21 protein-coding genes are annotated in these 20,588 nt (G+C 38.3%); 16 read left to right on the top strand and 5 right to left on the bottom strand.

The window, feature by feature from the left end; genetic code table 11:
* Positions 1-53 precede the first annotated feature (53 nt).
* The 8 genes from DFQ12_RS07825 (at position 54) to DFQ12_RS07790 (ending at position 6,216) form a co-directional block, all read left to right on the top strand.
* Positions 54-1,322 carry a dihydroorotase gene (locus DFQ12_RS07825; RefSeq protein ID WP_120258392.1) on the top strand — a complete coding sequence of 423 codons (1,269 nt, stop codon included), beginning with the start codon at positions 54-56 and terminating at the stop codon, positions 1,320-1,322.
* Between the two features lie 3 nt (positions 1,323-1,325).
* Positions 1,326-2,000: a hypothetical protein gene (locus DFQ12_RS07820; protein WP_120258391.1), complete on the top strand. Its 675-nt coding sequence runs from the start codon at positions 1,326-1,328 to the stop codon at positions 1,998-2,000.
* A 2-nt stretch (positions 2,001-2,002) separates the two neighbouring features.
* The gene (locus DFQ12_RS07815; RefSeq protein ID WP_120258390.1) at positions 2,003-2,605 is read left to right on the top strand and encodes a DUF4199 domain-containing protein; all 603 of its coding nucleotides are present in this window, start codon (positions 2,003-2,005) and stop codon (positions 2,603-2,605) included.
* A 98-nt stretch (positions 2,606-2,703) separates the two neighbouring features.
* Positions 2,704-3,654 carry a glycosyltransferase family 2 protein gene (locus DFQ12_RS07810; RefSeq protein ID WP_120258389.1) on the top strand — a complete coding sequence of 317 codons (951 nt, stop codon included), beginning with the start codon at positions 2,704-2,706 and terminating at the stop codon, positions 3,652-3,654.
* A 5-nt stretch (positions 3,655-3,659) separates the two neighbouring features.
* Positions 3,660-4,787: a glycosyltransferase gene (locus DFQ12_RS07805; protein WP_120258388.1), complete on the top strand. Its 1,128-nt coding sequence runs from the start codon at positions 3,660-3,662 to the stop codon at positions 4,785-4,787.
* Positions 4,788-4,944: 157 nt separating this feature from the next.
* Positions 4,945-5,217 carry a hypothetical protein gene (locus DFQ12_RS07800; protein ID WP_120258387.1) on the top strand — a complete coding sequence of 91 codons (273 nt, stop codon included), beginning with the start codon at positions 4,945-4,947 and terminating at the stop codon, positions 5,215-5,217.
* On the top strand, positions 5,214-5,990 hold the full coding sequence (locus tag DFQ12_RS07795) for an MBL fold metallo-hydrolase (protein ID WP_120258386.1): 777 nt from the start codon (positions 5,214-5,216) through the stop codon (positions 5,988-5,990). Before DFQ12_RS07800 ends, DFQ12_RS07795 begins: the two co-directional genes overlap by 4 nt.
* A 70-nt stretch (positions 5,991-6,060) precedes the next feature.
* Positions 6,061-6,216 carry a lmo0937 family membrane protein gene (locus DFQ12_RS07790; RefSeq protein WP_120258385.1) on the top strand — a complete coding sequence of 52 codons (156 nt, stop codon included), beginning with the start codon at positions 6,061-6,063 and terminating at the stop codon, positions 6,214-6,216.
* An 11-nt stretch (positions 6,217-6,227) separates the two neighbouring features.
* Here the strand turns inward: DFQ12_RS07790 and DFQ12_RS07785 are convergent, their stop codons facing one another.
* Both DFQ12_RS07785 and queA read right to left on the bottom strand, forming a co-directional pair.
* The gene (locus DFQ12_RS07785; RefSeq protein WP_120258384.1) at positions 6,228-6,911 is read right to left on the bottom strand and encodes a 2-C-methyl-D-erythritol 4-phosphate cytidylyltransferase; all 684 of its coding nucleotides are present in this window, start codon (positions 6,909-6,911) and stop codon (positions 6,228-6,230) included.
* Between the two features lie 85 nt (positions 6,912-6,996).
* The gene (gene queA, locus DFQ12_RS07780) at positions 6,997-8,046 is read right to left on the bottom strand and encodes a tRNA preQ1(34) S-adenosylmethionine ribosyltransferase-isomerase QueA (protein WP_120258383.1); all 1,050 of its coding nucleotides are present in this window, start codon (positions 8,044-8,046) and stop codon (positions 6,997-6,999) included.
* Between the two features lie 184 nt (positions 8,047-8,230).
* Here queA and DFQ12_RS07775 point away from each other — a divergent pair, with 184 nt between their 5' ends.
* The 3 genes from DFQ12_RS07775 to DFQ12_RS07765 are packed head-to-tail and all read left to right on the top strand — an operon-like array spanning position 8,231 to position 11,109.
* On the top strand, positions 8,231-9,475 hold the full coding sequence (locus tag DFQ12_RS07775) for an ABC transporter permease (RefSeq protein WP_208642463.1): 1,245 nt from the start codon (positions 8,231-8,233) through the stop codon (positions 9,473-9,475).
* A 7-nt stretch (positions 9,476-9,482) separates the two neighbouring features.
* Positions 9,483-10,151, top strand: coding sequence for a DUF2306 domain-containing protein (locus DFQ12_RS07770; protein WP_244211695.1), 669 nt, complete (start codon positions 9,483-9,485; stop codon positions 10,149-10,151).
* Positions 10,152-10,185: 34 nt separating this feature from the next.
* The gene (locus tag DFQ12_RS07765; protein ID WP_244211694.1) at positions 10,186-11,109 is read left to right on the top strand and encodes a YARHG domain-containing protein; all 924 of its coding nucleotides are present in this window, start codon (positions 10,186-10,188) and stop codon (positions 11,107-11,109) included.
* 187 nt (positions 11,110-11,296) lie between these two features.
* Here DFQ12_RS07765 and hisD read toward each other — a convergent pair whose 3' ends face one another.
* Both hisD and hisG read right to left on the bottom strand, forming a co-directional pair.
* Entirely contained in the window at positions 11,297-12,583 is a 1,287-nt protein-coding gene (gene hisD, locus DFQ12_RS07760) for a histidinol dehydrogenase (RefSeq protein ID WP_120258381.1), read from the bottom strand.
* Between the two features lie 21 nt (positions 12,584-12,604).
* Complete coding sequence (gene hisG / locus DFQ12_RS07755; protein WP_120258380.1) at positions 12,605-13,456, bottom strand: ATP phosphoribosyltransferase; 852 nt, start codon at positions 13,454-13,456, stop codon at positions 12,605-12,607.
* A gap of 464 nt (positions 13,457-13,920) precedes the next feature.
* Between hisG and DFQ12_RS07750 the strand changes: the two genes are divergently transcribed.
* From DFQ12_RS07750 to DFQ12_RS07740, 3 genes are all read left to right on the top strand, one after another.
* Positions 13,921-14,511 carry a phosphatase PAP2 family protein gene (locus DFQ12_RS07750; RefSeq protein ID WP_120258379.1) on the top strand — a complete coding sequence of 197 codons (591 nt, stop codon included), beginning with the start codon at positions 13,921-13,923 and terminating at the stop codon, positions 14,509-14,511.
* 28 nt (positions 14,512-14,539) lie between these two features.
* The gene (locus DFQ12_RS07745; RefSeq protein WP_120258378.1) at positions 14,540-15,610 is read left to right on the top strand and encodes a Gfo/Idh/MocA family protein; all 1,071 of its coding nucleotides are present in this window, start codon (positions 14,540-14,542) and stop codon (positions 15,608-15,610) included.
* Between the two features lie 143 nt (positions 15,611-15,753).
* On the top strand, positions 15,754-17,001 hold the full coding sequence (locus DFQ12_RS07740; RefSeq protein WP_120258377.1) for a hypothetical protein: 1,248 nt from the start codon (positions 15,754-15,756) through the stop codon (positions 16,999-17,001).
* A 103-nt stretch (positions 17,002-17,104) separates the two neighbouring features.
* Here the strand turns inward: DFQ12_RS07740 and DFQ12_RS07735 are convergent, their stop codons facing one another.
* The gene (locus DFQ12_RS07735; protein ID WP_104382573.1) at positions 17,105-17,728 is read right to left on the bottom strand and encodes a 7-carboxy-7-deazaguanine synthase QueE; all 624 of its coding nucleotides are present in this window, start codon (positions 17,726-17,728) and stop codon (positions 17,105-17,107) included.
* A 342-nt stretch (positions 17,729-18,070) separates the two neighbouring features.
* Between DFQ12_RS07735 and thrS the strand changes: the two genes are divergently transcribed.
* Positions 18,071-19,996 carry a threonine--tRNA ligase gene (thrS, locus tag DFQ12_RS07730; RefSeq protein ID WP_120258376.1) on the top strand — a complete coding sequence of 642 codons (1,926 nt, stop codon included), beginning with the start codon at positions 18,071-18,073 and terminating at the stop codon, positions 19,994-19,996.
* An 11-nt stretch (positions 19,997-20,007) separates the two neighbouring features.
* Positions 20,008-20,568: a translation initiation factor IF-3 gene (gene infC, locus DFQ12_RS07725; protein ID WP_120258375.1), complete on the top strand. Its 561-nt coding sequence runs from the start codon at positions 20,008-20,010 to the stop codon at positions 20,566-20,568.
* Positions 20,569-20,588: the final 20 nt, after the last annotated feature.

The following is a 20,588-nucleotide window of genomic DNA, read 5'->3' as shown; positions in this document are numbered from 1 at the left end:
CTACATGCTTCAACAGACAATTTGTATCCTATTAATTTCAATCACATTCATATATGAAAAGCTTATTGATTACTTCTGTTAAAGTAATTTTGCCGGGTAACGAATATCATCAGCAGACTGTTGACGTATTTATCGAAAAAGGGAAGATTGCACAGATTGGAAACACCATCAAAGTAGCTGATAAAAACGTAGAGACAATCGATGGAACAGGTAAGGTTCTATCGCCTGGATTTTTCGATTTACACGCCAATTTCGGGGAACCGGGCTTGGAAACAAAAGAAGATATCCGAACAGGTACGGCTGCCGCCGCTGCTGGAGGTTTTACCGCTGTGGCAGTGATGCCTAATACTGAGCCCGCAATTCAAAGTCGGTCTGAGGTAGCGCTTGTCGTTAATGCGGCGAAAGGAAATATTGTCGATGTACATCCCATTGGTGCTATTAGCAAGAAGCGTGAAGGCAAAGAAATGGCTGAGCTGTACGATATGAAGCAAAATGGTGCAGTTGCATTCAGTGATGGAAATAAGAGTGTACAACAAGCTGGATTAATGAGTAGAGCTTTGTTGTATGCAAAAGGATTTGAAGGACTGATCTTTTCACATGCTGAAGATGAGTCTATGGCAGGGGGGAATAAAATGAATGAGGGCACAATGAGCACTTATTTGGGAATGAAAGGAATTCCTAATCTCGCGGAATCATTGATGGTTTCACGTGATCTATATCTAGCCGAATATACAGAAGCTCCAATCCATTTTGCATCGATCAGTACACCTGAAGCTGTAGATTTAATTAAAAAAGCGAAAGCGAAGGGCCTTCGGGTAACTTGTGATGTAGCCGCACATCAATTAGTATTTACGGATGAGGATATCGTTGGTTTTGATAGCAATTATAAAGTAAGCCCACCATTGAGGACCAAAGCCGATGCGAAAGCGTTGATAAAAGGTGTAAAGGATGGTGTAATAGATGCGGTGGTATCACAACATACTCCACAGGAAATAGAATATAAAAATGTGGAATTTCATATTGCTAAAAACGGTATTATCGGATTACAAACAGTATTGCCGTTGTTAGTTCGTGCCGGACTAAATGAGGAGCAGATTGTAAACAGTCTGGCTGTCAGACCAAGACAAATTCTTGGCTTAGCTATTCCGCAAATTAGAGAAGGTGCTATCGCGAATCTAGTTTTGTTTGACCTTGCGAAATCTTGGAATTTCGATGAAAAGACAAATAGATCCAAATCAAAAAATTCTCCACTATTCGGGCAGACTTTAAAGGGGGCTGTCGAATTGGTCATCAATAATAATCAAATCATTAAAAACGATTAAACCATGGAAGCAAATATAAAAGCTGCTGTAGAAGCGGGTGTTTTAAATTATGGAAAGGTTGATGGGATTTCCACCGCCCCAGAATTTCTAGAGAAACTGATCCAAGTATTCAATACAGATGCGACTTATCTGGAGAAATTGGAGTTGCTAGACCAGTCTTTTGACGACTATCCTTTGTTTGATGAACTTCGTGAAGTCTATGTCGACTTATTATTGATGAATTTCTTTTCTAGTGATGTACTCAAGCTTGAGGATGACTACTTGGATTCTGAAGAATGGGAGGCTATTGAAGATGAAACGATAGACCGTGGAACGGAGTTACTGAATATTTTCCTTTATTTAGGTGAATGTAAAGATGACGAGATCGAGCCTGAACTAGATGATTTCTTAAAAGAGTTTTTACTGGTTGATGAAGATGAGTTTCAAGATGAACATGAAATTTATGAGGATATCATTGCTAACCAGATTTTGGTAGATAGTCCCTATGCTGAAATTGCTAAAGTGGCTAAGGGAATTAATCCTCGAAGCGAAGTTTATGAATTGTTCTATCCGGTAATGAGTTTCTTTGGTGAATTGAAACCAGATGATAAGCAATTTGAGGAGTACACTGCTGCGTCAAGCAATAAAGCATTTGATTTGGCTCTATACAAAGTTCTTAGTACTTATTATAGTAAATAATTATGGCAGATTCAATCAACCCCAGTAATGCCGGATTCGATGCAGTAATTGACAAGAAGAAGAGTATTATCTATGGCATTGTTTTAGGCGTGATTTCCTTTGTTCTTGGACTGATCGTTCTTTTTGTTGTTAAGGACCTGAATTCCTTCTGGGGAGTTATGTCTATGTCCTTTATTGTTAATACAGGCATTTTTGTTATTATCTCTGCGTTATTTTCTTTTTCTCTTAGAAAAGCAAATGGCGGTTATTGGAGTTTTTCCATAGCGCTCAAATCCATCTTTATGATGTTGGCTATTTCGACGATTATTTCTACTATAGGGACGCAGGTGTATGTTAACTTTGTGAATCCGACTTTGCAGGAAAAAGTCGTCACGCACACCATCAATGTGACCATTGAATATATGGAAAAGAATAATGTACCTGATGAGGTCATAGATTCAAAAATTGCGGAGTTGGAAAAACAAGTTGATGCGATTGGAAAGATAACCTTGGGTCAAATCTTTAAGGGATTGGCTATCACACTGTTATTTCAGTTTGTGTTTGCATTGTTGTTATCAGCGCTCTCAAAAAGGGAAAAGCCAGCATTTGTGCAGCAAAGTAATTAGGTTTTATAAAATAAAATATAGTCTACAAGGTATTGCTGAGAAAAGTAATACCTTTGTTTGTATTAAAATAGTACATTTTTAGCATGATTAACATTCACATGGATATTTCTATTGTTGTTCCATTATTTAATGAAGAAGAATCTTTACCCGAATTGACCGCTTGGATTGACCGTGTCATGGCGGCCAATCATTTCTCTTATGAAATCATTCTGGTTGATGATGGGAGTAAAGACAACTCTTGGAAGATCATTGAAGAATTAAAATTGCAAAATGGCAATATTTCCGCCATCAAATTCAGACGTAACTATGGAAAATCCGCTGCTTTAAATGTTGGGTTTGCAGCAGCTCAGGGCGATGTTGTGATCACCATGGACGCGGATTTACAGGATAGTCCGGATGAGATTCCGGAATTGTATGACCGAATTATGAATAAAGGGGCTGACCTAGTTTCGGGATGGAAGCAAAAACGTTATGATCCACTTACAAAAACAATTCCAACCAAATTATTCAATGGCGTAACGAGATCAATGTCGGGGATCCACAATTTACATGATTTTAATTGTGGCCTTAAGGCTTACAAAAAGGAAGTTGTCAAAAATATAGAGGTGTACGGTGAAATGCACCGTTATATTCCAGTCATTGCAAAATGGGCAGGATTTACGAATATTCAGGAGCAAATCGTTCAACATTATCCACGTAAATATGGTACAACGAAATTTGGACCAGGACGCTTTGTTAAAGGATTTTTAGACCTGCTGTCTATATTTTTTGTTGGAAAATTCGCTAAGCGGCCAATGCATTTCTTTGGTGTCATGGGTGTTATGAGTTTCCTAGCCGGTTTATTTATTTCTGTCTATTTAATCTGTCACAAACTGATGAGTATCGCCAGTGGTACGCCATTTAGGGATATCACTGATCAGCCATTATTTTTCTTTGCATTGACGGCGATTATTCTAGGGACCCAATTGTTTTTGACAGGATTTTTAGCTGAACTGGTTTCAAGAAGTAGTTCGGATCGAAATGATTATCAAATTGAAAAAGTCATTTAATCATTATGCGTATTGTGATTCTGGGATCTGCCTACCCTTTGAGGGGAGGGGGGATCGCTTCTTTCAACGAACGATTGGCGACCCATTTTCAAGAATTGGGGCATGAGGTTGATATTTACTCTTTTACATTACAGTATCCCAACTTTCTCTTTCCTGGTAAATCTCAATATTCAGATGAACCGGCTCCAACTGGCCTGAATATACAGACGAAAGTTAATTCAATCAATCCGCTGAATTGGTTTAAAGTGGGCGGAGAACTAAGAAGGGCGAAATATGATTTACTTATCGTTCGCTTTTGGATGCCCTTTTTTGGACCTTGCTTAGGTACTATTCAACGACAGGTACGAAAAAATAAACATACCAAAATAGTCTGTATCGCAGATAATATCATTCCTCACGAGCAAAGATTTGGAGATAAGTTATTAATCCGTTATTTCTTGAAATCGGTTGATGCATGTGTCACCATGAGCAAAAGCGTATTGGCTGACTTAAAGACGTTGAGCCCGCAGATTCCAGCTGTCTATACACCACATCCTCTTTATGATAATTATGGTCTTCACTTGAGCAAACTCGATGCGCGTAAATTGCTCAATATTGAACAGCAAGATAAGGTTATTTTATTTTTTGGATTTATCCGACAATATAAAGGTTTGGATATGTTGCTAGAGGCCTTAGCCGATGTAAGGGTTCGAGATTTAAATATCAAATTATTATTGGCTGGAGAATTTTACGGAGATCCGGCACCGTATTTAGCACTTATCAAAAAACACCATTTGGAGGAGTCTATTTATATGCATACTGATTTTATCCCGAATCAGGAAGTTGGACGTTATTTTTCGGCAGCTGATTGTGTTGTTTTGCCCTATCGAAGTGCGACGCAAAGTGGTATTACTCAGGTTGCTTATCACTTTGATTTACCCATGATTGTCAGCAATGTAGGGGGCTTACCAGAGCTGGTACAGGATGGTTATGTGGGGTATGTCGTGGAACCAAATGTTAATAGCATAGCGGAAGGAATTGTGTCTTTTTATCGCCATGATAAAGAAGCACAATTCAGAACAAATATCATTGACGAGAAGAAAAAATATAGCTGGGATACTTTTGGGAAAGAGCTTCTGAAATTGATTGATTAATTGATTGAAATACATCTATTATAAGCTTTGAAAAAAGAGAAATTCTAAAGACCTCTTAAATAGCTAATAAATGCGTATAGCTGAATTTATTTGTATATAAAAGCAAATTTATCTAAGTTTGGAATACTGAGGAAGAAATTAAAAAGAAGGAGAGATTTTGTTGCCGTTTACACAGAGCAGTTTAGCAAAGATAGAGGAGTTTTTTAAGGAACAGGGCTATAAAGTTAGGTATGAAAAGGGATCATTCCGTACAGGCGCCTGTATGTTACAGGCAACAAAGGTTGTGGTTGTGAATAAGTTTTCGAATCTGGAGATAAAAATCCAATCTTTATGGAATATTCTATTGGATGTAGAGATTGATTTGGAGTCCATTTCAGAAAAACTCTTTCCAATTTATGAAGAGGTATTGAAATCAAAAACAGCAGTTTGAGAATAACATTTTTAGGAACCGGAACATCACAGGGGGTACCCGTTATTGCGTGCCAATGTCAAGTTTGTCAATCTCAAGACAAACATGACAAGCGATTGCGTTCTTCCATTCTTGTTGAATATAATAATCATACTCTTGTCATAGATACGGGGCCTGACTTTCGATATCAGATGCTGCGGGAGAAGGTAATGCATCTGGATGCGGTGTTGATGACACATTCTCATAAAGACCATATTGCGGGCTTGGATGATGTTAGAGCATTTAATTATCAGCAGCATTCTTCTATCTCTATTTATGGAACGGAAGCGCTTCACGATGCTTTAAAGCGAGAGTTCTATTACGCATTTACGGAAGTTAAATATCCGGGTGCTCCTCGGTTGGACCTAGAAGAAATAAAAGCTGGTGAGCCATTGCTCTTGTTTGGGAAGGAGATCATGCCCATAGAAGTATTGCATTATAAAATGCCTGTGCTTGGATTTAGGATAGACGATTTTGCCTACATTACAGATGCCAAATTTATTACTGGGGAATCGAGACGGTTATTGGTGGGTGTAAAAATTCTAGTGGTCAACGCCTTGCAAAAAGAATCCCATATTTCCCATCTGACCTTGCAGGAAGCCATTGAATTTGCACAAGATATTCAAGCGGAAAAAACCTATTTTACGCATATTGGGCACCGGATGGGATTACATGCTGAAGTCTCACAAGAACTACCTCCAAACATGTTCTTAGCTTATGATAGACTGCAGATCGATATCGATAATTCTATTTAATATAAAACTATAGTTCATTTCTCGTTGTTATACCTATACAAAACAGAATTAGGTATTAAAATATAAACAAATGGGAAACTTATTGTACATCATCGCCGTTATTTTAGTGATCATCTGGGCGATCAGCTTTTTTGGAGGATATGCAGGAGGTGGAAACATCATTCACATTCTATTGGTGATTGCAATTATCGTCGTGCTATTGCGTGTCATTCGCGGTAACGCTTAACCAATTCCGTATTATATCAGATTCAAATAAAATTGGGCAATTTGTAGGTCTTGTGGATAGGTGATTTTTATATTTTTGGAATCTCCTTCAACAATTGAAATGCGGTTGCCCATTTTTTCGACTACCGAAGCATCATCTGTGAATAAAGGATCCTCTTTTTGGCGATAAGCTTCTATAAGCAATTCTGCCTGAAATACTTGTGGGGTCTGTACTAACCAAACCTGATTTCGGTCGGTAGCATTATTTGATTTATTATTACCAAGTCGTACGGATTCGATACTTTTTTGCGCTAGAACAATTGCTTGGTATTTATAGGCGCCTTGGAATGCTTTACTAATTAATGAGGTGGAGACAATAGGACGGGCTCCATCGTGTACAGCAATATAATCTGCAGCTCCTACTTCAAAATTTTCTTGGATATATTCAATACCATTCTTTACACTTTCAAAGCGGGTTTTACCCCCAAAAGTCAAATGCACTGGCGTGCTATATTGCAGCTTTGAGCATAAATCTATCCAGAATTGTTCCATTTCTTTGCTGATTACCAAGATAATTTCCGAAATATCTGATGATTGGTGAAAATGGTCGATGGTATGCATAACTACCGGTAGACCGTTTAAATCAAGAAATTGCTTCGGTAAATCGCTATTCATACGACTCCCAGTTCCGGCGGCAACGATAATGACAAAATTCATGGACAGTGGTTGAAAGTTATTATTTAAAAAAACGTGGATAGTTTGTTGCTACCCACGTTTAGAGATTTTTTTTATCTAAAGCTGATTAGATGATCAACATCGCATCGCCATAACTGTAGAATCTATATTTTTCTTTTACAGCAACCTCATAAGCATTCATCACATTTTCATAGCCTGCAAACGCAGCAATCATTACCAATAAAGTTGATTCCGGCGTATGGAAATTGGTAACCATTGAATTTGCAATGCTGAAATCGTAAGGAGGATAGATAAATTTACTTGTCCAATCTGAGGCAGCCTTCAAATGATGATCTGCAGAGACAGAGGATTCGATCGCACGCATAGACGTCGTTCCGACAGCACAAACGCGGCGTTTATTATCAATTGCCCTGTTTACTACTTTTGCAGCTTCATCCGTGATAATAAATTGCTCAGAATCCATTTTATGTTTCGTTAGATCTTCAACTTCCACTGTACGGAAAGTACCAAGGCCAACGTGTAATGTTACTTCAGCGAAATCAACACCTTTAAGCTCCAAACGTTTCATTAATTCACGAGAGAAGTGAAGACCAGCAGTCGGAGCTGCTACAGCACCTTCATTTTTGGCATATATAGTTTGGTAACGGAATTTATCTTCTGGAGTCGCTTTACGTTTGATGTATTTAGGAAGTGGTGTTTCACCTAATATCTCGATATTGCGACGGAATTCTTCATCAGTACCATCGAATAGGAATCTGATAGTACGTCCACGTGAAGTCGTATTGTCGACAACCTCAGCCACTAGCAAGTCATCGTCACCGAAATACAATTTGTTACCGACACGGATTTTACGTGCTGGATCAACCAATACATCCCAAAGACGAAGTTCATTGTTCAATTCGCGTAACAAGAAAACTTCAATCGTAGCTCCAGTTTTTTCTTTATTACCGTATAGGCGTGCTGGAAAAACTTTTGTATTGTTTAAGATCATGACGTCTTTGTCGTCAAAATAGTCCAATACATCTTTGAAAATTTTGTGTTCAATTTTACCAGTATCCTTATGTAGGACCATCAAACGCGATTCGTCACGATTTTCAGAAGGTTCAGAAGCAAGCAATGATTCTGGTAAGTTGAATTTAAATTGAGATAACTTCATCTTTAATGATATATATTTTAATGTCTGCCTTTCAGTGCATTACAGTGCACCAAATACTAGGTTGCAAAAAGCATACAAAGTTATAACTTTTTTGGGTATCAAAAGGTCTTATTTCTAATTTATAGATATATTTTTATTGATTTTGACATTAAATCAAAACTATATTGTATTTTAGAATGCAATTATGTTATTCCTTAGATTGATATTGGAAAGTTGTCAGTTTGCGTTTTCTGCGTTAAAGGACAATCGTACACGTACCATGCTTTCCTTGCTGGGCGTGACTATTGGTATTTTTACCATTATAGGTGTGTTTTCGGCGGTGGATACCTTACGAAATAACATTGAGGAATCTGTAAAAAAGATAGGAAGTAAGACACTTTACATAGAGAAATGGCCTTGGGATGGTGGCCCGAATTATCCTTGGTGGAAGTATTTGAACAGACCTGAACCTACGTACAATAATTATCAGGACTTAAGAAGCCGTATGACAACAGCGGAGTATATGGCTTATATGATCAATATCGGTAACACAACGATTAAGTATAAAAATAATTCTGCTCAAGGTTCATCGGTAAATGCCGCGACGTATGAAAACCTATATATTCAAAATTTGAATATTGTGGATGGGCGATATTTTGCGGAAAGTGAATCAAGAGGTGGTGCGCTGGTGACAGTATTAGGAGCCAATATCGCGGATGGGCTTTTTCCAAATGAGGAACCCGTGGGCAAGTATATTAGTATGTTGGGGAGAAAAATTCAGGTTATCGGTGTCTTAAAAAAAGAGGGGAATGGTGTATTAATTAATACTTCGCCCGATGATACTGCTTTTATTCCATTTGAATTGGCTAGAAATCTTGTCAATTATGATAATTTTTCTCCGAGTATAGCGATGGTCATCAAATCGAGTTATACATTGGGTGAAGCTGAAAGTGAAGCAAAAACATTGATGCGGTCGATCCGGCGTATTTCTCCGCAACGCGAGGAAAATTTCTCTATTAACCAGACGACAATGATTACAGGTGCATTAGATCAGCTTTTTGGTATCATTAATCTTGCTGGATTTTCTATTGGTATTTTCTCAATTTTAGTTGGCGGTTTCGGCATCGCCAATATTATGTTTGTAAGTGTCAAGGAACGTACACACATTATCGGTATCCAAAAAGCACTGGGTGCTAAAAATTTCTTTATTTTATCGCAATTCCTTATTGAATCCATTGTACTGTGTTTACTGGGGGGTGGGATTGGCCTTGCGGTTGTCTATTTTCTTGCTTTTATTGTTCAACTTGCAACGGGGGTAGCAATTGTTGTCAGCGTAAAAATGGTTATTCTTACGGTATCACTTTCTACGTTCATTGGCCTGATATCAGGTATCGTACCTGCTTTGATGGCCTCTCGGTTAGATCCAGTCGAAGCTATTCGAAGTAAATAAACTGACTATGGTTAAAAAAGCTCAATTTTCGATATTGAAAGGATTTTGGCTTTTGCTTTTTGCTTACAGTTGTGTATTGATGGCTGAGATTACATGGCGATACCATAGTTTTTCGTTGGATGCTAATTTTCTGATGATAAAGCAAACGGAAATTGAGTCGCTTTGGTGGTATAAATATGCTTTCTATTTACATGTCTGTACAGCAATACTCGCCTTACCTGCTGGTTTTACACAATTTAATTCGGGGCTACTGAAGAAATATACGCAATTGCATCGGAGGATTGGTTACGTTTATGTATTTAGTATTTTGGGCTTCGCCGCACCTTCAGGACTATTGATCGGATCTGTCGCTAATGGAGGCTTATTGGCGATTATTTCCTTTGAAATGCTTGCTCTGGGATGGTTCTATTTTACGTTTCAGGCCGTTCGTTTGGCCGTTCAGAAGAAATTTAATGCACACGAAGATTTTATGCTGCGTAGTTTTGCACTAACTTGTTCGGCCCTTACATTGCGTTTCTGGAAAGTGATTTTGGTTTATCTATTTCAACCGAATCCGATGGATCTGTATCAGATTATTGCCTGGCTGGGCTGGGTGCCTAATTTATTACTTATTGAGTTTATTATTTATCGAAAAAATCATAAATTAAGCAACGATTATGATCTATCCAGATCATAAATGGAGTAAATTCATTCGTTTAAAAAGACAAATTATGAAAGCTATGAAAAGGAATATCTATTTATTATTAGTGCTTTCCGCCATGATCGGCTGTAAAGATAGAACAAATAAGAGGGCTGTTGAGCCCAAAGCACAAGATTCCGTTTTGCTTGAACAGGAGGCCCATCAGGAGCTTTATGGTAATTGGGTAGGGAATTTTGTGATTGATGAAAATTCTCTTGAAGATGGGGAGGGGCTACCAAATACGGATTATAGTCCAAAGATAAACCTGACCATCAAAAAAATAACAGATAAAGGGAAAGTTTTTGGGCAAAATGTGGTCAAAGGAAATCTACGTTCGTTGACAGGGAAACTTGAGGGTGACGGGAATGCGGTGCAGCTATTGCTAGATGAGCCAGGTGATAAGAAATCAGATGGTCGTTTTGAGATAAAATTGAAGAATGATACATTAATTGGGAGTTGGGTCGCTTACGACCAAGGGGTGAAGATTAAGAAAAGAAATTTCAAATTATTGAAAAAGCAATTTGCCTATAATCCAAATCTGATGTTAAATAATCAAGATGAAGAATATGGAACTTTGGTCGATTGGATCAACGCAAAAAAGAAAGAAGCGATAGATCAAGATGGTGATTCTACTTATACTTATGTGATGGAATATTATCGGTCTGCATCGCCGGCTGTGTTCAGTATAAATGCTTCTAAGCAGAAATTGGCGGAGAAAGACTTGAAAAACCTGAAAAAATTAGATCTAGAGATTATTCGGAATACAATTTTTGCACGGCATGGTTATGCTTTTACGAAACCCTCCATTCGTCAGTTTTTCGATCCAGTAGATTGGTATGTGCCGGTTTCGAAAGATGTAAGTTCGGATCTGAGCCCGTTGGAGAAAGATAATATTGCGCTTCTTACAAGATTTGAGAAGTACGCGACAGACAATTACGATACCTTTGGAAGGTAATCTGCATTTGTTTTTTTGTATTGCGTTACAACTGATAAAAAAAGAAACGGAAAAGAAAAAACGGACCCTGAAGATCGAATATTAAAAAAGGTAATAGGGGTACGAATAGAATTAAAGAAAAACGGGGTGTCCAATTTTTTGGAGACCCCGTTGATTTTATGTCTTATTTGGTTCGACAGAACTAAACTTATTTATTTCGGATGGATATAGCATTTTTATGTGCATGTAGGCCCTCAAGTTCAGCGAGTATTTCAACTGTGGATCCAATCTGTTGGAGTCCGGTTTCGTTGATATGCTGAAATGTTATTTTCTTTACAAAAGAATCGACTGAAACACCAGAATAGGAGCGAGCATATCCGGATGTCGGTAAAGTGTGGTTTGTTCCTGATGCATAGTCGCCTGCACTCTCTGGTGTAAGGTGTCCCAAGAAAACCGAACCTGCGTTGTTGATATGGCGTGTCAAGGATTCCCACTGATCTGTTTCTAGAATAAGGTGTTCTGGAGCATATTCATTTGAAAATTGGATCGCCTCTTGGAGGTTGCTAACGATTACTGCATATGAGTTTTCTATTGCTTTAGAAGCAAGTTCTTTCCGCGGCAACACCATTAATTGTGTTTCAAGTTCTATATTAACGGCATCTACTAAAGCAGGAGAAGTTGCTACTAATACGGCTTGACTGTCTATGCCGTGCTCTGCTTGCGCCAGAAGGTCGGCTGCAACAAATGCCGGGTTGGCTGTTTCGTCAGCAATCACAAGTACTTCAGATGGTCCCGCAGGCATGTCTATACTAACATTCGTTAGTCCCTGTATGATTGATTTGGCCTTCGTGACAAACTGGTTGCCAGGACCAAATATTTTGTCAACTTTAGGGATAGATTGGGTACCGAAGGCCATAGCAGCAACCGCTTGTGCGCCTCCAACAAGATAGATACGTTTAATGTTGAGTAATTTTAAACAATACGCAACAAAGCCATTAATCTTTCCATTGGATTGCGGGGGAGAGCAAACGACGATCTCTTTACATCCGGCAATTCGAGCAGGTATACCTAACATCAATAGCGTGCTAGGTAAAACAGCAGAACCCCCGGGAATATAAAGTCCTACTTTTTCAATCGGACGGATTTCCCGCCAGCACTTTACACCAGGCATAGTCTCTACTGTACGTTCTCTTTTAAGCTGTGTACTGTGGAACCTGTGTATGTTTTGGAATGCTATTTCCAAAGCACGCTGTTGGTCACGGTGTATGGTAGTCGCTAATTCATCAATATCTTCTTCGTCCAAAAAGAGCTTGTCAAGTTGTACTTTGTCAAATTTTGCAGCATATTCACGCAAGACAGTATCGCCCTGCACCCGTACCTGCTGAATAATATCTTGGACGACTTCCTGAATTGAATTGTTCGGATCTGTATTCCGAGCAACCAATTGTTGCAGTTCCGCTTTTCCTAAAGATTGGTATTCGTATTTTTTTAGCATGATCGTAAGAATCGGTCAAGTTTAGAGAATGATTTTTTCAATCGGCATCACAACGATACCTTGGGCACCCTCTGCTTTTAGTTTATTGATTTTATCCCAAAAATCGTCTTCTGTAATTACGGTGTGTACTGCTACCCAGCCTTCTTCGGCCAATGGAACTACAGTTGGACTCTTTACACCATGTAATAAAGAAGTGATGGCGGGAAGGTTCTTTTTCTCCACATTCAATACCACATATTTGGTTTCTTTAGCCAATAGAACAGATTCTATACGTTGAACCAATTCGGCAAGGATTTCATTTCCTTCGAGACCTTTTCTACCAACTAAAATAGCTTCGGAATTTTTGACATCAGCAAAGGGTTTTAGACCATTACTTTTCAATGTTCCACCTGTGGAAACGATATCACATATTGCATCACTAAGTCCTAATCCAGGTGAAATTTCCACTGATCCAGATATCAATCGTATATCCGCATTGATTTGGTAATCGTCAAGAAAATTTTTAAGGATATTGGGATAGGAGGTTGCGATCGCTTTGCCATTAAGGTCTTTGATATCTTGAATAGAACTATCTTTTGGTATAGCTAGTTTTAAGGTACATTTTCCAAAACCAAGTCGTTTTATATATTCCACTTTTGATTCTGTTTCGTCGATGATATTTTCACCAACAATACCAAGGTCGGCTATTCCCTGTTCGACATAGCCTGGGATGTCATCATCTCTAAGAAATAATATTTCTAAAGGGAAGTTGCCTACAGTAGTAATCAAGGAACTTTTGTAGTTTTCGAAATCTAAACCACAGTTTTTCAGTAATTGAACAGACTTTTCGTTTAACCTACCCGATTTTTGGATAGCAATTTTAAGATTTTTCAACGCTTTATAAATGTTAGCAGTAAATTATTAATAATAAGAAATCAAACTAGAGGGAGGGTATTCTACGTAAGAACACATTAAATTAACATATCGCCACATGGCGATGATGCAAATGAAAATGATGTACGTAGGTATAGATCATGTTTGTATTAATAACTGATAGCAAATGTATAGTAAATTAATGGGAAATACAAAATTATCATTTTAAAAAGTTAAAAGATTCGTTCTGTTAGGGCTTCAGATTTTTAAAATTTCGTATTATTTTCTATAAAGTTTGAAACATAGACTGGCAACTACTGGAAATTTCCTTATTTTTAGGGAGTGAAGCTTTTTTTGCTCTATGTTGCTCATAAACTACATCCGTTGGAGCTTTCGGAAAATACATTGTTCGTAACTGCTTCTATTGATTACAATATTAAGTGGCTGAAAAAGGCAAATATCATGTCAAAAATAATCTATAGTAGATGAAAAGAATAGTATTTATTTTAATGAGTTGGATGCTATGTATAACTGGTACTGCACTTGCCCAGGAAAAACCGGCTTCCACGTTAGATATTCGTATTTTGGAATCTATAGCTGAGACGAGAACTGAACCCCAGACACAGACTTTTAAAGTACTCTCCGATATCAACAACTGTGTGCAGGTTGCCGTGCCTGTTGGTCTACTAGTTGCTGGTGCTATCAATAATGATAAGGCAATGCGTCAAAATGCACTTTATGTCGCGAGTAGCACCGCTGTGACGGCATTGGTAAATGTCGGAATAAAACATCTGATCAAGCGGAGCCGGCCCTTTAAAAAATATCCGAACTTTATATCTGTTCGTACGGCTGGCGGCTATTCTTTTCCTTCAGGCCATACGTCATCAGCTTTTGCAACAGCTTCAGCCTTGTCCCGTGCCTACTCAAAATGGTATGTTGTAGCACCGTCTTTACTTTGGGCGAGTAGTGTTGGCTATTCCAGAATGTATCTTGGTGTGCATTATCCAACGGATGTGCTCGCTGGTGCGGTACTGGGGGCAGGGTCGGCCTTTGCATTGGATGGATTAAGAAAATAAAATAGAAATAAGTTTAAATGAATAATTGATGCAAGTGATAAAAATATTGGTTGTAGGTTGTGGTAATATGGGAGCTTCTCATGCGAAAGCTTACCATGACTTGGATGGATTTGAGATCGTTGGTTTGGTCGCTAGAGGGGATAGTAAACATAAACTTAATACGGAGTTAGGTGCTGATTATGCACTTTTTGAATCTTACGAAGAGGCATTGCTGCAAACAAAACCCGATGCTGTCTGTATTGCGACCTATCCTGATACACATAAAGATTATGCTATTAAGGCTTTCGAATCGGGGGCTCATGTTTTTATTGAGAAGCCTTTAGCTGAAGATGTCACATCAGCAGAGGAGGTCGTGAGCGCCGCCATAAAGTATAATAAAAAACTGGTTGTAGGATATATTCTTCGTTATCATCCTTCATGGATGAAATTTATTGAGCTTTCGAAAACTATGGGGAAGCCTTTGGTTATGCGGATGAATCTTAATCAACAAAGCCACGGTTACATGTGGAATGTCCATCGCAATCTGATGTCTAGTTTAAGCCCAATAGTTGATTGTGGTGTACATTATATCGATGTTATGTGCCAGATGGTAGGTGTCAAGCCGGTACGTGTTTCGGCGATAGGCGCCCGGCTTACAGACGATATTCCAGATTGGAACTATAATTATGGTCAGCTTCAGTTGCATTTTGAGGACGGTTCTGTAGGTTGGTACGAAGCGGGCTGGGGACCGATGGTGAGTCAAAATGCCTTTTTTGTAAAAGATGTTTTCGGTCCCAAGGGTTCGGTATCCATTGTTGCTGACAAAGCAAGCAACGAGGGTAAATCGGATTCGGTGGCGGCGCATACACAAACGGAAAGCCTGCGGGTACACTATGCTGATTTAGATGCGAATAATGAATTTGTTAAAAAAGATGAGTGGGTGAACTTGGCCGATGAACCAGATCATCAGGAGTTGTGTAACAGGGAACAATGCTTTTTTCAGCAGGCCATCCTTGAGGATATTGATCTGTCTTCTTCCATGGAGGATGCGGTCAATAGTTTGCGTATAGCGCTTGCTTGTGACGAAGCTGTTAAAACAAAACAGACGGTATTATTGTAATTTTAGTTCATGTAAGATTTACTGTTTTTTTTATCCTTTTTATGAAAAATTGAGAGGGAAAAAAGCAATTAAATAAAAAATATAGCGGAAGGATAGGCTTTTTGGTCTATCTTTTGTTATTTAGCTACATATTTATCATTCTTATGAAGAATTTATTCAAAGTGGCGTTGTTGTTTGGATTGTCTATTCCTGTAGTGCATGGGCAAGATAAACAATGGCAGATGGAATTTGTGTTTAAAGGTGAGATTTCACCCGAAAAATTTGAAAATGAGATTCCAGAGTTTGCAAAAGAGTTTTACGAGCCTTTTCTAAAAGGAAAGACGGCCTATAAGAATGTTGAAGTCTTAGCAGATGCCAATTATTCTTCAGCTGTTGTTAATCAGAAAGAGCATGCTATTTTGAATAGAAAATTGGCGAAAACCTATTCTTTCTCAGCAGGAGATGATATTGTAACAGCAGAATCTTATCATCCTTCTTATAAAATCGTTAGTAACAGGTTAAAGGAATCTGAAGGCCCCTATGTATGGATGCAAGATTTAGGAGAGATTGAAGATGTTGCTGGTGTGACCTGTAAAAAAGCAAAATTATTTATCAAAAATCAGGCGGATTCTGCGGAAGCAACTGTTTGGTATTCGGAGGCGGTGCCAACATACTACATGACTGCTTTTTCATTTGTAAATGATCTCCCGGGAGCGGTGCTTAAACTGTCGTTGGGTCAAAATACAGATTTGGGTTTTGAGACAACTAAAGTATCTAATGTTTCAACTGTGGAAGGCTTTCAATTGCCTCAGGATGTTAAAGTTGTGGATATATCAGGGAGTAGTCATACGGAGGAAGGCGAGGACGTCAGTTTGTTTGAAGATACTTTTCCCCTGGATAAGTCACTTAAATGGGTGATGGTGAAAGATAATGATACGAATGATGAATATTATGGAATAAAGAGTTCAACGGGACAAGAGGTTTTGCCATGTTCACTTTTCTCATTGGCCTATTTTAACGATCGGATTGCCATTGTTTCGGACAAGGATAATTACTTCTGGTTGTTAGACAAAAAGGGGAACAAAGTCAATAAAACAGGGTTTGACTGGCTTACTCCGGCGACTGAACGATTGGCTATTTTTCAAAAAGATGGAAATTTTGGATTGGTCACACAGGAAGGGAAGGTTTTGCTCGATAAGAAGGAAAATATAAGTAAGTTTTTAAATAATTATTTGATGTTCTCGGAGGATGGGAAAATAGGTTTGTTGGATGAGAATGGGAAAATTGTTATTAATCCTAGTCTATTATTTTTGGATGTAGATAGTGCTGGTAAAGTTTTGGTAAGAGATAAAGAAGGGGAGGAGACCAAAACACTTGAACTTGATACATTTATAAAGGAATATGTAAAGTGATTTAGATTTTGTTGAATAGAAGACTAATATAAGTCAACATAAAAAAAGCATTCAACCTATTTAGATTGAATGCTTTTTTGTTTTGATTATTTTTATATTCTGGTTACGGAATATTTAGAAATTTGTGTGTCTGTAGGGAGATATCCCATTTTGGATTTTCCTTGACATAGTCAATAATAGACGGGGTCATTTCTTTGGATTTGGACCATTCAGGCTGAAGGTATAATTTACAATTTGGCCCAACTAATTGTGCATATTCTTCTCCCCAGGCAAAATCGCTTTTATTGAAAACAATAACTTTGAGCTCACCTGCGGCATCGAGGACGTCTTTTCTTGGGGCTTTGAATTTTTTTGGAGACAGACATATCCAATCCCATTCTCCACTTAACGGATAAGCGCCTGATGTTTCAATAAAAGTTTTTATGCCCGCAGCGTGGAGACCTTTTGTGAGGTAATCCAGATTATAGATAAGAGGTTCACCTCCTGTGATAACAACTGTTTTAGCAGGATATTTTTTTGCATTTTCAATAATTGAATCTGCAGCTGTAAGTGGATGGATAGATGCATCCCAGCTTTCTTTTACATCGCACCAATGGCAGCCAACATCGCAACCACCTAATCTGATGAAATAAGCAGCAGTCCCGGTGTGGTAACCTTCTCCTTGAATGGTGTAAAATTCTTCCATCAAAGGTAATCGTGTTCCGTCTTCTGGTACTTGATTCGACATAGTTAAAATTTGAGTCTGCAAAAGTAGCAAATATTAATGATATGCTCAATTTCTCTTGTTGTTTTCAGTAGAATTCGTGTCATTTTTATTGGGTTGAAAAATTAATGACGATCTCAGGTTTCATGAGCAGCAGATCTGTGTTTTGTTTAAAAAATAAACTTGGACATAAAAAGGGGAGGATTGTTCAAAAGGGGTAAGAGATCATAAAAAAACTGTTTATTACCAGAATTTTTGCTAAATTTGTTTCACAATTTATTTATTGAAAACATAAGTGTAATAACATAATTGTACATGTTGTTTTGTGTTTTCTATTTTTTAACAATATAAAAATCATAGTTGTAAATGATTAAAATTACACTACCTGATGGTTCCGTTAGAGAATATCAAAAAGGAATCACTGCAGCAGGAATTGCTTTATCAATTTCTGAAGGGTTAGCGAGAAATGTTCTTGCGGCTGAGGTGAATGGTGAGGTATGGGATTCTGCCCGTGCTATTGAAGAAGATGCTAGTGTTAAGTTGTTAACCTGGAATGATACAAAAGGAAAATCTACTTTTTGGCATTCTTCGGCTCACTTACTGGCTGAGGCTTTGGAAGCTTTGTATCCAGGGATTAAATTCGGTATTGGTCCGGCTATTGAAACTGGATTTTACTATGACGTTGATTTTGGCGATCGCGAATTTTCTTCGGATGACTTTAAGGTTATTGAAGACAAGATGTTGGAACTTGCCAAACGTAAAGAAACTTTTGAGCGTAAAGCTGTTTCGAAGTCAGATGCCTTAGCGTATTTTACTGAAAAAGGAGATGAGTATAAGCTTGATCTGATTAAAGATTTGGAGGATGGAAAGATTACATTCTATACCCAAGGGGAATTTACAGATTTGTGCCGTGGTCCTCATATTCCAAACACAGGGTTTATTAAAGCCATAAAATTAACTAACGTCGCTGGTGCGTATTGGCGAGGTGATGAATCTCGTAAACAGTTGACTCGTATCTATGGGGTAACTTTTCCGAAAGCATCGGAGCTCACTGAATATTTGAAGTTCATCGAAGAAGCAAAAAAACGTGACCACCGTAAGTTAGGTAAAGAACTAGAGCTTTTTGCATTTTCAGAAAAAGTTGGTGCGGGGTTGCCTTTATGGTTACCAAAAGGAGCTGCGCTACGTCAAAAACTGATAGATTTCTTACAAAAAGCGCAATTGAACTCAGGATATGAGCCTGTAGTCACTCCACATATTGGTCATAAACAATTGTATGTGACTTCTGGTCACTATGAAAAATATGGTGCAGATTCATTTCAGCCGATCAAAACACCTATCGAAGGTGAAGAATTTTTGTTGAAGCCGATGAATTGTCCACATCACTGCGAGATCTATAAAGTGAAACCACGTTCGTATAAAGATTTACCGGTTCGTTTTTCTGAATTTGGTACCGTATATCGTTACGAGCAATCGGGTGAGTTGCATGGTCTAACTCGTGTGCGTGGGTTTACTCAAGATGATGCACACTTGTTTTGTCGTCCTGATCAGGTAAAAGATGAGTTTAAAAAAGTAATCGACCTAGTTCTTTATGTATTTGGTGCTTTAGGATTTAATGACTATACTGCACAGGTATCGTTGCGTGATCCTGAAAACCGTACTAAATATATCGGAACCGATGAAAATTGGGCTTTGGCCGAATCTGCAATTATTGAGGCTGCTGAAGAAAAAGGTTTGCCGACAGTTGTGGAATATGGTGAAGCGGCTTTCTATGGACCAAAACTGGATTTCATGGTAAAAGATGCTTTGGGACGTAAATGGCAGTTGGGTACTATTCAGGTTGATTACAATTTACCAGAACGTTTTGAATTAGAGTATACTGGAAGTGATAATATGAAACATCGTCCAGTGATGATTCACCGCGCACCATTTGGATCGTTGGAGCGTTTTGTGGCCGTATTGATCGAGCATTGTGCGGGACAATTTCCGTTATGGCTTGCGCCTGAGCAATTTATCGTCTTGCCAGTGTCAGAAAAATACGAAGAATATGCGCAAAATGTTTTGAATTCGCTAAATAATTCCGATATTCGCGGACTGATAGACTTACGTGACGAGAAGGTGGGCAGAAAAATCAGAGACGCCGAAGTGAAAAAGCTTCCTTATATGTTAATTGTAGGGGAAAAAGAGGTGGAAAATGGCACAGTTTCTGTACGTAAACATGGCTCAGTAGAATTAGGCACTATGACTGCTGACGAATTTAGAGATATATTAATTAAGGAAATAACCGTTTAATTTTTAAACATTTGGCATTAAAAAGACCCGGTGGTCCAAGACCACCAATGAGAAAGAAAGAACCAGATCACCGCATTAATGAGTTAATCAAGGTACCTGAGGTACGTTTGGTAGGAGATAATGTGGAACAAGGAGTTTTCCCTACGCGCAAAGCGTTAGAGTTGGCTGATGAGTTGGAACTTGATTTAGTGGAGATTTCGCCAAATGCTGTACCGCCGGTTTGTAAGATTATCGACTACAGTAAGTTTGTTTACGAACAGAAGAAGAAACAAAAGGAAATCAAAGCTAATGCAAAACAGACTGTTATCAAAGAAATTCGTTTCGGACCTAACTCTGGTGAACATGATTTTGATTTCAAATTGAAACATGCGATTAAGTTTCTTGAAAGTGGTGAGAAAGTGCGTGCATACGTACACTTCAAAGGTCGTGCTATCGTACACAAAGATCAAGGTGAGATCTTGTTGTTACGCTTCGCTCAGGCACTAGAAGATTACGGTAAAGTAGAACTTTTACCAAAATTAGAAGGGAAACGTATGTTTTTAACAGTAGCTCCAAAGGCTCCTAAAAAATAATAAGAATTCTAACAGATTGA

The sequence above is a fragment of the Sphingobacterium detergens genome, assembly GCF_003610355.1.
Classification (GTDB): domain Bacteria; phylum Bacteroidota; class Bacteroidia; order Sphingobacteriales; family Sphingobacteriaceae; genus Sphingobacterium; species Sphingobacterium detergens.
This window is presented reverse-complemented; position numbering and strand designations above follow the sequence as displayed.

Bases quoted from the DNA above. Each gene is read 5' to 3' on its own strand.
- hisD (WP_120258381.1), bottom strand. From the start codon at position 12,583: ATGCTAAAAAAATACGAATACCAATCTTTAGGAAAAGCGGAACTGCAA.
- DFQ12_RS07820 (WP_120258391.1), top strand. From the start codon at position 1,326: ATGGAAGCAAATATAAAAGCTGCTGTAGAAGCGGGTGTTTTAAATTAT.
- DFQ12_RS07785 (WP_120258384.1), bottom strand. From the start codon at position 6,911: ATGAATTTTGTCATTATCGTTGCCGCCGGAACTGGGAGTCGTATGAAT.
- DFQ12_RS07750 (WP_120258379.1), top strand. From the start codon at position 13,921: ATGAAAAGAATAGTATTTATTTTAATGAGTTGGATGCTATGTATAACT.
- DFQ12_RS07770 (WP_244211695.1), top strand. From the start codon at position 9,483: ATGGTTAAAAAAGCTCAATTTTCGATATTGAAAGGATTTTGGCTTTTG.
- DFQ12_RS07790 (WP_120258385.1), top strand. From the start codon at position 6,061: ATGGGAAACTTATTGTACATCATCGCCGTTATTTTAGTGATCATCTGG.
- DFQ12_RS07775 (WP_208642463.1), top strand. From the start codon at position 8,231: ATGTTATTCCTTAGATTGATATTGGAAAGTTGTCAGTTTGCGTTTTCT.
- DFQ12_RS07810 (WP_120258389.1), top strand. From the start codon at position 2,704: ATGGATATTTCTATTGTTGTTCCATTATTTAATGAAGAAGAATCTTTA.
- DFQ12_RS07735 (WP_104382573.1), bottom strand. From the start codon at position 17,728: ATGTCGAATCAAGTACCAGAAGACGGAACACGATTACCTTTGATGGAA.
- DFQ12_RS07740 (WP_120258377.1), top strand. From the start codon at position 15,754: ATGAAGAATTTATTCAAAGTGGCGTTGTTGTTTGGATTGTCTATTCCT.
- DFQ12_RS07815 (WP_120258390.1), top strand. From the start codon at position 2,003: ATGGCAGATTCAATCAACCCCAGTAATGCCGGATTCGATGCAGTAATT.
- queA (WP_120258383.1), bottom strand. From the start codon at position 8,046: ATGAAGTTATCTCAATTTAAATTCAACTTACCAGAATCATTGCTTGCT.
- DFQ12_RS07745 (WP_120258378.1), top strand. From the start codon at position 14,540: ATGCAAGTGATAAAAATATTGGTTGTAGGTTGTGGTAATATGGGAGCT.
- DFQ12_RS07765 (WP_244211694.1), top strand. From the start codon at position 10,186: ATGAAAGCTATGAAAAGGAATATCTATTTATTATTAGTGCTTTCCGCC.
- DFQ12_RS07805 (WP_120258388.1), top strand. From the start codon at position 3,660: ATGCGTATTGTGATTCTGGGATCTGCCTACCCTTTGAGGGGAGGGGGG.
- DFQ12_RS07825 (WP_120258392.1), top strand. From the start codon at position 54: ATGAAAAGCTTATTGATTACTTCTGTTAAAGTAATTTTGCCGGGTAAC.
- thrS (WP_120258376.1), top strand. From the start codon at position 18,071: ATGATTAAAATTACACTACCTGATGGTTCCGTTAGAGAATATCAAAAA.